At 44.0% G+C, this 9,724-nt stretch carries 9 protein-coding genes and 1 pseudogene; 3 read left to right on the top strand and 7 right to left on the bottom strand.

Features of this window, described 5'->3' with window-relative positions:
* Positions 1 to 81: pseudogene (locus A1019T_RS13605) on the top strand (RNA-guided endonuclease TnpB family protein); the annotation flags it as partial.
* Between the two features lie 56 nt (positions 82 to 137).
* Here the strand turns inward: A1019T_RS13605 and A1019T_RS05135 are convergent.
* The 4 genes from A1019T_RS05135 to A1019T_RS05125 form a co-directional block, all read right to left on the bottom strand.
* Positions 138 to 1,379, bottom strand: coding sequence for an APC family permease (locus A1019T_RS05135; RefSeq protein ID WP_244156545.1), 1,242 nt, complete (start codon positions 1,377 to 1,379; stop codon positions 138 to 140).
* An 8-nt stretch (positions 1,380 to 1,387) separates the two neighbouring features.
* Positions 1,388 to 1,576: a hypothetical protein gene (locus tag A1019T_RS13600; RefSeq protein WP_244156544.1), complete on the bottom strand. Its 189-nt coding sequence runs from the start codon at positions 1,574 to 1,576 to the stop codon at positions 1,388 to 1,390.
* A gap of 110 nt (positions 1,577 to 1,686) precedes the next feature.
* Positions 1,687 to 2,946, bottom strand: coding sequence for a 4-aminobutyrate--2-oxoglutarate transaminase (gabT, locus tag A1019T_RS05130; RefSeq protein WP_077450718.1), 1,260 nt, complete (start codon positions 2,944 to 2,946; stop codon positions 1,687 to 1,689).
* A gap of 147 nt (positions 2,947 to 3,093) precedes the next feature.
* The gene (locus A1019T_RS05125) at positions 3,094 to 4,548 is read right to left on the bottom strand and encodes an NAD-dependent succinate-semialdehyde dehydrogenase (protein ID WP_077450717.1); all 1,455 of its coding nucleotides are present in this window, start codon (positions 4,546 to 4,548) and stop codon (positions 3,094 to 3,096) included.
* Positions 4,549 to 4,880: 332 nt separating this feature from the next.
* Here A1019T_RS05125 and A1019T_RS05120 point away from each other — a divergent pair, with 332 nt between their 5' ends.
* Positions 4,881 to 5,660: an IclR family transcriptional regulator gene (locus A1019T_RS05120; RefSeq protein WP_208608035.1), complete on the top strand. Its 780-nt coding sequence runs from the start codon at positions 4,881 to 4,883 to the stop codon at positions 5,658 to 5,660.
* An 87-nt stretch (positions 5,661 to 5,747) separates the two neighbouring features.
* Here A1019T_RS05120 and A1019T_RS05115 read toward each other — a convergent pair whose 3' ends face one another.
* Together A1019T_RS05115 and A1019T_RS05110 are read right to left on the bottom strand one after the other, a co-directional pair.
* Complete coding sequence (locus A1019T_RS05115; protein WP_077450719.1) at positions 5,748 to 6,986, bottom strand: CaiB/BaiF CoA transferase family protein; 1,239 nt, start codon at positions 6,984 to 6,986, stop codon at positions 5,748 to 5,750.
* 167 nt (positions 6,987 to 7,153) lie between these two features.
* Positions 7,154 to 8,350 carry an acyl-CoA dehydrogenase gene (locus tag A1019T_RS05110; RefSeq protein WP_077450715.1) on the bottom strand — a complete coding sequence of 399 codons (1,197 nt, stop codon included), beginning with the start codon at positions 8,348 to 8,350 and terminating at the stop codon, positions 7,154 to 7,156.
* Positions 8,351 to 8,694: 344 nt separating this feature from the next.
* Here A1019T_RS05110 and A1019T_RS05105 point away from each other — a divergent pair, with 344 nt between their 5' ends.
* The gene (locus A1019T_RS05105) at positions 8,695 to 9,501 is read left to right on the top strand and encodes an IclR family transcriptional regulator (protein ID WP_077450714.1); all 807 of its coding nucleotides are present in this window, start codon (positions 8,695 to 8,697) and stop codon (positions 9,499 to 9,501) included.
* 22 nt (positions 9,502 to 9,523) lie between these two features.
* Here the strand turns inward: A1019T_RS05105 and A1019T_RS05100 are convergent.
* Positions 9,524 to 9,724, bottom strand: a 201-nt coding sequence (locus A1019T_RS05100) for a zinc ribbon domain-containing protein (RefSeq protein WP_143514085.1), incomplete at its 5' end; no start/stop codon positions are given.

The raw sequence follows: 9,724 nt of genomic DNA, 5'->3' as shown, positions 1-9,724 counted from the left end.
CATGATAGAGATACCAATGCTGCTAAGAACATCCTTGCGGTCGGGCTTGACCGTCTAGCTGTAGGAATCCCCTCGGTTTAGCGAGGGGAGGAGGTCAATGAACTTTATTAAATCATTTATTGGGTTAGGAAAATCACTTAAAGCAGCTTATTGTCTTTTAACCACTGCACATTCATCTCTTTTACAGCGACAATCTCAGCATCCATATAGGCTTTACTCTTGCCAGGATTTTTTGAAATAGAGTAGACATATAACAGGATACCAAACAAGGTCCAACCTAAAAAGATAACCCATTCAATTCCGGTAAGCGCCGAAGGCATCCCTGGTAAATATAACAGCAGTAAGCCAGAGCTTAAAATAATGGTTACTACCCCTATTAATTTACCCGCAGGCACTCTAAACGGTCTGACCATATCGGGCTCACGATAACGCAATACCAAAAATGAGATTGCGACACAGGTATAAGCGATAACAATACCAAAGCCACCGGCATCAACAATCCACACTAACATTTGGCGACCAAATAATGGGGCGAAAGTAGCCAAACCACCAATTAGTAAAATAGCATTAACTGGGGTGTTATATTTAGGATGCAGCTTGGCTAAGAAGCTAGGTAACATATGCGACTTGGCCATCGCAAACATCAAACGGCTACCCCCTACCAAGAAGGCATTCCAACTCGACAAAATACCCAGCACACCGCCCATAACCAATAATATACCGGCCCACTTTCCGCCCCAAGCATTGGTCATGGCATCGGCTGTGGCAAGGGTTGAGTTTTGAGCTTCAATTAAAGGCAAGGTTTTACCCACACTCCAAGCCAAGCCTGCGTACCAAGCCACCGCTACTACCAAAGATAACAATAAAAATATGCCAATTTTTGGTCGGGTTAAATCGATCTCTTCTGCAGCTTGTGGAATAACGTCAAATCCAACGAACATAAACGGTACCATTACAATGACCGCCATCATGCCACCGATACCGCCAATAAATGCAGGTGCTTGAACCGCATCAGAGTTAGCAGAGTTATATAAAATGGCCCCTATCATTAATAAAGTACCTACGATTAAAATACCGCCAACCGCTAGTTTCTGGAACCAAGCACTAACTTCCATACCTCGAATGTTCAACCAAGTGACCACAATCGAGCCAATCATCCCCACACCTGCCCAAGAGGCATAGACATCCCAGCCGGCCATATTCCAGAGCAACCCTTGGTTGAAATTTGGAATCAGATATTCGATAACGGTCGGTAGTGCAACTGCTTCAAAGGCCACGACCGATAAATAGCCAAATAAGATACTCCATGAGCAAATAAAGGAGACATGCACCCCAAGTGCCCTATGGGTATAGGTGTGCTCCCCACCGGTTATGGGCATAGAAGCTGCTAGCTCGGCATAAGCGAAGCCAATAAAGATAACTGCCAGACCCCCATTAAAAAGGCCAGTACTGCACCCCAAATGCCAGCTGAAATAACCCAGCCCCCTGCCAGCACTACCCAGCCCCAACCTACCATGGCACCGAAAGCCAGTGCAATGATATCTATCATGCCTAATGATTTTTTTAGTCCAGACATATCAACTCCCTGATTTTATCTGATGATTTAAACCCAATCTAATAATGTCACCCACTTTCCTATGAATAACATTATTAGATTCAGTGACTTCTTTCTGATAATCTTTAGCGCTACAAAGATGCCCCAATGATGTCCAGACCTTCTTGTAGCACCTCATCAGAAATGGTCAATGGCACCATAATACGAATGGCGTTACCGTGTCGGCCACAGGAAGCCAGCAGTAAGCCTTTATCGAAAGCATCGGCACGTAGCTTAGCGGTTGCTTCTGCATCTGGATTACCCTCTGCATCTACTAGGTCAAAAGCTAGCATCGCGCCTTTATAGCGGATATTACCAATCTTGTCGCTATTTAAGCCTTTTAAGAAGTCAGCGATGGTTTGGCCAATAACTTTACTGCGCTCAAGCAGACCTTCTTCTTCGATAACTTCAATCACAGCAAGGGCAGCTACACAGCCCAGCGGGTTCCCTGAGTAAGTACCACCCAGTCCGCCTGTCTGAGGGGCATCCATCACTTCAGCACGCCCGATAACTGCTGAGAGAGGATAACCACCTGCCAAACTCTTAGCACTGGTCATTAAATCTGGCTCAACCCCCAATTGCTCAGTGGCAAATAAAGTACCGGTACGACCAAAGCAGGTTTGTACTTCATCGAAAATTAGTACGATTCCGTGCTCATCGCAGATCTCACGCAGTTTTTTGGCAAACGTTGGGGTTACTTGGTGGAAACCGCCCTCACCCTGTACTGGCTCAACAATCATGGCTGCCACGTCACTGGGGTGAATTGATGACTGGAAAATCATCTCAATACTTTCTAGTGCCTGCTCTTCAGTTACCCCAAGCTCTGGTGCTGGGAACATAGCGTGATAGATAGACGCTGGCATAGGACCAAAGTTGTTCTTATAAGGAATCACTTTACCCGTTAGTCCCATACACATATGGGTACGACCATGCCAACCACCAGCGAATGAGATAACGCCATGACGACCCGTGTAAGCGCGGGCAATTTTCATGGTGTTTTCAACCGCTTCAGCACCGGTAGTAAAAAACACCGCTTTTTTATCGCCACTAATCGGCGCCAGCTCGCACAGCTTCTCAGCAAGGCTTATATAACTTTCATAGTTAACGATTTGAGCTGCAGTATGGGTAAACTTATCTAGCTGATCACGTACACGGTCTGTGATTTTTGGGTGGTTATGACCCGTATTTAATACTGAGATACCACCGACAAAATCAATATAACGGTTGCCTTCTACATCCCAAAGCTCTGAATTCAACGCTTTTTCGGCAAAGACTGGAAAGGCTACACCAAGACCTTTTGGTAATACAGCCAGACGGCGCTCTAATAATGATTGATTGGTTTGTTTACTCATATCTACATCCTTTGTATTGAGACAATTACATTGCTATGAAATGTCGTTGGTCAGCCCAACTATGATTTAATTTGGCTGGCTAACACTGATATTAACCAGACTTTTATTGTTCACTGAATAGTAACTAATTGGCTGTCTAACAAATTGCTACCCCAGCTCTTGAGCCCAATACTTAATAGTGATGTACTCATCAATACCGTATTTAGACCCTTCACGGCCAAAGCCTGATTGCTTAACCCCACCAAACGGTGCCACTTCAGTCGATAAAATACCGGTATTCTGACCCACCATGCCGTAATCCAGGCCTTCACAGGCACGCCATGAACGCGCTAAGTCATTGCTATAAAAATAAGCAGCCAGGCCATAAATGGTATCGTTGGCATGTTTAATGACTTCTGCTTCATCGCTGAAGGTAAAAATAGTAGTGATTGGGCCAAAGATCTCTTCGTGAGCAATGTCCATGTCAGCAGTGATATCACTAATAACCGTAGGATTCATGGTCAACTCAGAGACGTCATTGACATCGCCGCCAGCCAATAAATTTGCCCCTTTATTTAAGGCATCTTGTAGTAAGGCAGTGACTTTTTGGAGGGCGCCTTGGTTGATTAAAGGACCGATATCTACGCCCTCTTTTAGACCATCTCCAACTGATAACTCAGCCACTTTTTTCAAGAATATTTTTAAGAACTCATCTTTAATAGTGTCTTGAACATAGATGCGGTTGGCACAAACACAGGTCTGACCTGCGTTACGGTATTTGGCTGTAATTAAGCCATCGGCCGCTTTTTCTAGATCAGCATCATCAAATACAATAAATGGAGCGTTGCCGCCAAGCTCTAAAGACAGTTTTTTGATAGTCGGTGCACACTGTGCCATCAAAGTACGACCCACTTCTGTAGATCCTGTAAACGATAGCTTATGAACCCGTTTATCAGAAGTCAGTACGCCGCCGACAATAGATGATTTACCGGTAACGATTTGTAGTACGCCTTTGGGAATACCCGCTTGAATCGCAAGCTCACCTAACGCCAATGCAGAAAAAGGGGTTTCAGTAGCAGGCTTAACAATCATGGTACAGCCAGCAGCTAAGGCAGGGGCGGCTTTTCGGGTAATCATGGCGGAAGGAAAATTCCACGGCGTAATCGCCGCACAGACACCGACAGGTTGTTTTAGAACCGTGATTCGTTGGGTCAATTTAGTAGAAGGGATAACATCGCCATAAACACGCTTGCCTTCTTCGGCAAACCAGCGAATAAAGCTGTTGGCATAAGTGATTTCACCGCGGGATTCTTTAAGAGGCTTACCTTGCTCAGCCGTCATTAATACCGCCAAATCCTCACGATTTTCATCAATCAGATCGGCCCATTTATGTAATAACGTAGCACGCTCAGCGGCAGTTTTGGCAGCCCAGCTTATTTGTGCTTGCTCAGAATCAGCAACCGCTTTTTCAATTTGAGACTGGCTTAAACTAGGAATACTACCTAACACTTCGCCATTGAAGGGATTAGTGACCTCAATTGTTGAGCCATCTTCGGCATCTACCCAGCCCTCACCAACCAGGCACTGAGTTTTTAATAGATCAGAGTTTTGCAAAGTAACCATGTAAACCATCCTTGTTTTATAGTGCAGTTCGTTACTGCTTCTATCAGTTAATGCTTGATGTCGCAATCTTCATAACTGTGTCATCGAAGTATTTAAATTACCTATCCTTATAATTCAGTATATTGAATTTGCATTTCATATACGAGATAACTTATTATAAGTTTACTTTGAGCATAATTGCAATACTCCAGTTACAGATTTCAAATTTTTCTAATCTGCAAGCTAACTTAAATAAAGTTAAGACATAGGGTCATGCGATAGGCTATTATGCTCAAACTATATTAAATAGACTTAACTTAATCATTATTTGAGTGCTTTATAGGATGACCGACTTGAAATCTAGCGACCAGAAATCCACTGTTAGCGTGCCTGCTATAGACAGAATGTGCTTAATTCTCGACCTAATTACCGATACCAACTACCCTTTAACCTCTGCAGAAATCGCCGAACAATTACAGCTACCTCGTAGTAGTACTCACAATATATTGCAGAGCCTACTGTCTAAGCATTTGGTATTTAAAGACCGTGACAATCGCTTTCACCTTGGCTCCTACCTACTTTACTGGGCAGGAAAATATGAAAAACAGCACAGTATTATCGATGTATTTCATGATTTAATTGTCAATCACCCCCTTTTATTGCAGCACACCGTCACCTTATCTAAGATTGATGGCAAAGAGGTGGTCTTCTTAGCCTGTCATGAGTCCCCTGCTCCACTTGGTTTTACTTTCCGATCTGGGGTGCGTATACCTGCGCCATTTGCAGCCACAGGTAAAGCGATGCTTGCAACTTATGATGATGAAACACTGGCTCAATTATTTGGACAGCACATGCCTGAAGCCTATACCTCGTGCAGTGTGCAAACATTTGAGAAGCTAATCGATGAGTTGAATGAAGTCCGCAAAACGGGTATTTCATTAGATGATGGGCAATTAAGAGAGGGAATGTACTGTTTAGGAACTTGTGTGGTGGATAATGACGGTAACCCATTGGCTGGCATGGCCATCAGCTTCGTCAAAGAGGAATTTGAGCTGCATCGTGAAGCGGTGAGTCAAGCCTTATTATCACTGGCTAAAGATATCTCTTTAAGACTGGGCATAAGTGTGAAGTAGAATCACAAAACACAGCCAACAAGAAAACGCTTGTTGGCTATATTGTTTATTGATAATTCAGTTTAGACCATCCATACAGCCACTCACTCAAACAATCTGCTTATCTCGCAACTGCTGTATCTGTTCATCGCTAAGCCCCATGCTCTGTAGCACTGCTTCGGTATCTGCACCGAGGGCTGGCGGAGCACTGTGATAGCTAACCGGTGTGCCAGATAACTTAATCGGGCTACCTAAAGCACGTACTGGGCTGCCTTCAAAGCTGACAATCATATCGCGAGCCTGTACTTGTGGCATTGCCAGCGCTTCCGTGACATTATGAATAGGACCGCAAGGCACACCGGCTTGCTGCAGCAACTTTAGCCACTGCTCACGAGTTTTGGTTTTAAACAACCCAGTTAGCACTTGCTGTAAGCTATCACGATTTTCCACTCGAGAAGGATTACTGCTATATCGGCTGTCTTCATGCAGCGGCTTACCAATCACCGCACACACTTTGGCAAATTGAACATCATTACCACAGGCCAAAATAAAGTGACTGTCATCGGCAGTAGCATATACCTGATAAGGCGTGATATTGGGGTGCGCATTGCCCAATCTTGTAGGTGTTTTGCCTGACGCCAATTGATTCATACCGATATTGGCAAGCATGGCAATGGCGCTATCGAGTAAAGCCACGTCCACATGCTGTCCCACTCCCGTATTGGCGCGTGCCAAAAGTGCGGCTTGAATGCCCACAGTCAGCTGCAAACCGGCGAATAAATCTACCACAGCAACACCTACTTTATGCGGTTCACCATCACTAGGGCCAGTTATACTCATCAGGCCTGATAAGCCTTGAATGATATAATCATATCCTGGCTTATGCGCTTCAGGACCGGTCTGTCCAAAACCCGTTAATGAAGCATAAATCAGCCGTTTATTGACTGATTTTAGGGAGTCATAATCCAGCCCATATTTTTTTAAGCCCCCAACTTTGAAATTTTCTACCAGCACATCACTATCTGCTGCCAACTGTCTGATTAGCTGCTGACCTTCAGGCGTAGTGATGTCTACGGTAATAGACTTCTTATTACGATTGACAGTGGCAAAATAAGCGGCTGTCTGTTCCCCCGTGTTGTCATCGATAAAACTTGGCGGATTCCAGTGCCGTGTTTCATCACCGACCACCGGACGCTCTACCTTTATTACCTCAGCACCTAAGTCTGCAAGAATCTGGGTGCTAGAAGGCCCTGCCAATACCCGCGATAAATCCAAAACCTTAATCCCACTTAAGGCTTGCGAATTTTGCCCTGTGCTCTCTGGCTCAGTTGATTGACTGTTTAACATATCATCCCTCATGTCTGTTTTGGCGATAAAAAAACCGCCATAAGTTAGGATTGGCCAGCTGATGACAGCCGAAACAAAACCTCTCTTATGGCGGCTGTTGCCTTCCATCTATATGGCTATAAAAGCTATTTAAGCCAATAAAAACTATTTAGCTAAATAACAGCTATTTAGCCAAAGGCCTGAATACCAGTTTGAGCACGGCCTAAGATAAGCGCATGAACATCATGTGTGCCTTCATAAGTATTCACTGCTTCTAAGTTCATCACATGACGAATTACGTGGAACTCATCACTGATACCATTACCACCGTGCATATCACGTGCCACACGAGCAATGTTCAACGCCTTACCACAGTTATTACGCTTAATTAGGGAGATCATTTCAGGCGCAGCATTGTGCTCGTCCATCAAACGGCCGACACGTAGTGCTGCCTGCAATCCTAGAACAATTTCAGTTTGCATATCAGCAAGCTTTAGCTGTACCAGCTGAGTGGCCGCCAATGGACGGTTAAACTGTTTGCGATCTAACGTATATTGACGAGCCGCTTTCCAACAAAACTCTGCTGCGCCCATAGAGCCCCAAGCAATGCCATAACGCGCTTTATTTAAGCAACCAAACGGTCCTTTTAGACCACGAATATCTGGGAAAGCATTTTCTTCAGGAACAAACACATCATCCATTACGATTTCACCGGTGATAGAAGCTCGCAGTGAAAACTTGCCTTCAATCTTCGGTGCCGATAAGCCTTTCATACCTTTTTCTAATACAAAGCCGCAGATATCACCTTCATCGTCTTTGGCCCACACCACAAACACATCAGCAATTGGACTGTTGGTAATCCACATCTTGCTACCTTTAAGCTGATAGCCACCGTCTACCTTTTTGGCACGGGTTTTCATTGAGCCTGGATCTGAGCCAGCGTCTGGTTCAGTTAGTCCGAAACAGCCCACGTATTCGCCTGAGGCAAGCTTAGGTAAATACTTCTCTTTTTGTGCTTCTGTGCCATAAGCCCAGATTGGGTGCATCACCAAGCTTGACTGCACACTCATGGCAGAGCGGTAGCCTGAGTCGACTGCTTCTACTTCCTTGGCAATCACCCCATATGCCACGCTTGATAAACCGGCACACCCATACCCCTCAATGGTTACACCTAATAGACCTAGCTCACCCATTTGACGCATGATATTGCGATCAAAATTCTCATGACGGTTGGCTTGTAAAATCCCTGGCATAAGCTCGCTTTGACAAAAATCATGTGCCGATCTTTGCACCATCTGCTCTTCTTCGGTTAATTGATCATGTAATAAAAAAGGGTCTGACCATTCAAAAGAAGGTCTGTGAGTGGCTGGGGCATTGTTTGACATAACGAACTCCTTGTTTTTGTAAACTGTCATTTGTACAACTTGGCTTGATGAGACTGCGAATCAAAAGCGCTAGCTATTTTTAATAAGTCTACTTTAAATAAATCTAGTTTTAATAAATCTAGATTAGTTCAAATAAAACTGCTAAACTTAATCTTGTTTCGCATAGTGAAACCGTGTTTCATTTATTGAATTAATTAAAACAGAATTAATTATTGAAGTAAAGATATTTTTGTTTTTTAAAAAGATAAGAGTTTAAAAAGATAAGAGCTTAAAAAGATAAGAGCTTCAATAGTCGAAAAACCTATTTTTTATCTCTATAAAAAAACACAATGGATATAAGGCTGATGAAAAACACATTAATTTCAGAAATAAAAGATCATTTAGACAGAGCCAAACAGCAGGATGACAAAGCCTTTATTACCGCTTTAGGACGAGGGCTGCTGTTGCTAAGTGCCTTTGAATATGAGCAAGAACTGACCCATCAGATGCTGTGTGACAAGACCGCTCTGCCTAAAGCCACTGTCAGCCGCCTATTGCATACTTTACAACAGTTAAACTTTATCAAGCGCAATAAGAATGACAGTTATAAATTGGGCAAAAATTTGTTCAAATTAAGCAGCAGTGTCTGGCAAGGACAAGATATCGTTGAAGAGGCGCTACCGTTACTGCGAGAGTTTGCTCTCACCCATCAGGTATCAGTCAATATTGCTACCGAAGATGAGGGCGAAATGCGCTATGTGGCCTGTTATCGTAGTCCGGCAAGATTGGCAGTGAATTTATCAGTGGGCTCAACGGTGCCACTTGAGAAGACGGCTTTGGGCAAAGCTTATTATGCTGCGATTACCCCATCAATGCAGCAGCAAGTTATAAACAGCCTACCTTACCCTGATGACTCTGAGCAAAAGATTGAAGCCATATATAAGCTTAATCAGGCAGCTGACTTTTATCATCAACACAGTTATAGCCTATCCGATGGGGAATATTCACCCGATATTTTGGCAGTGGCCATTCCACTATATGACAGTATTAAAGGCAAGTACACTCACTCCTTAAATGCCAGTGTTCCGAGAGCGCTGTGGGAGGCTGATAGCTACATCAGTTATATTGTGCCGTATCTACAGGCTTTGGCCAGACAGATTGAAGAGCTATAGAAACATTGACTTCCTCCCCTCGCTAAACCGAGGGGATTCCTACAGCTAGACGGTCAAGCCCGACCGCAAGGATGTTCTTAGCAGCATTGATATCTCTATCATGCCATGTGCCACACTCAGCACAAGTCCATCCTCTTATTCGCAGACCTGCTCTACCTTTTGGACTACTGTCACTTATTTTATGGCAGTACGAGCAGGTCTGGGTAGTGTAACTCTCATTTAC

Source organism: Psychrobacter piechaudii, assembly GCF_900162825.1.
Taxonomy (GTDB): Bacteria; Pseudomonadota; Gammaproteobacteria; order Pseudomonadales; family Moraxellaceae; genus Psychrobacter; species Psychrobacter piechaudii.
Note: the sequence above shows the minus strand (reverse complement) of the source record. Positions and strands in the feature narration are given on the sequence as shown.

Excerpts from the sequence above, each read along its gene's own strand:
- A1019T_RS05135 (WP_244156545.1), bottom strand. The coding sequence starts at position 1,379 with ATGCCCATAACCGGTGGGGAGCACACCTATACCCATAGGGCACTTGGG.
- A1019T_RS13600 (WP_244156544.1), bottom strand. The coding sequence starts at position 1,576 with ATGTCTGGACTAAAAAAATCATTAGGCATGATAGATATCATTGCACTG.
- gabT (WP_077450718.1), bottom strand. The coding sequence starts at position 2,946 with ATGAGTAAACAAACCAATCAATCATTATTAGAGCGCCGTCTGGCTGTA.
- A1019T_RS05125 (WP_077450717.1), bottom strand. The coding sequence starts at position 4,548 with ATGGTTACTTTGCAAAACTCTGATCTATTAAAAACTCAGTGCCTGGTT.
- A1019T_RS05115 (WP_077450719.1), bottom strand. The coding sequence starts at position 6,986 with ATGTTAAACAGTCAATCAACTGAGCCAGAGAGCACAGGGCAAAATTCG.
- A1019T_RS05110 (WP_077450715.1), bottom strand. The coding sequence starts at position 8,350 with ATGTCAAACAATGCCCCAGCCACTCACAGACCTTCTTTTGAATGGTCA.
- A1019T_RS05105 (WP_077450714.1), top strand. The coding sequence starts at position 8,695 with ATGAAAAACACATTAATTTCAGAAATAAAAGATCATTTAGACAGAGCC.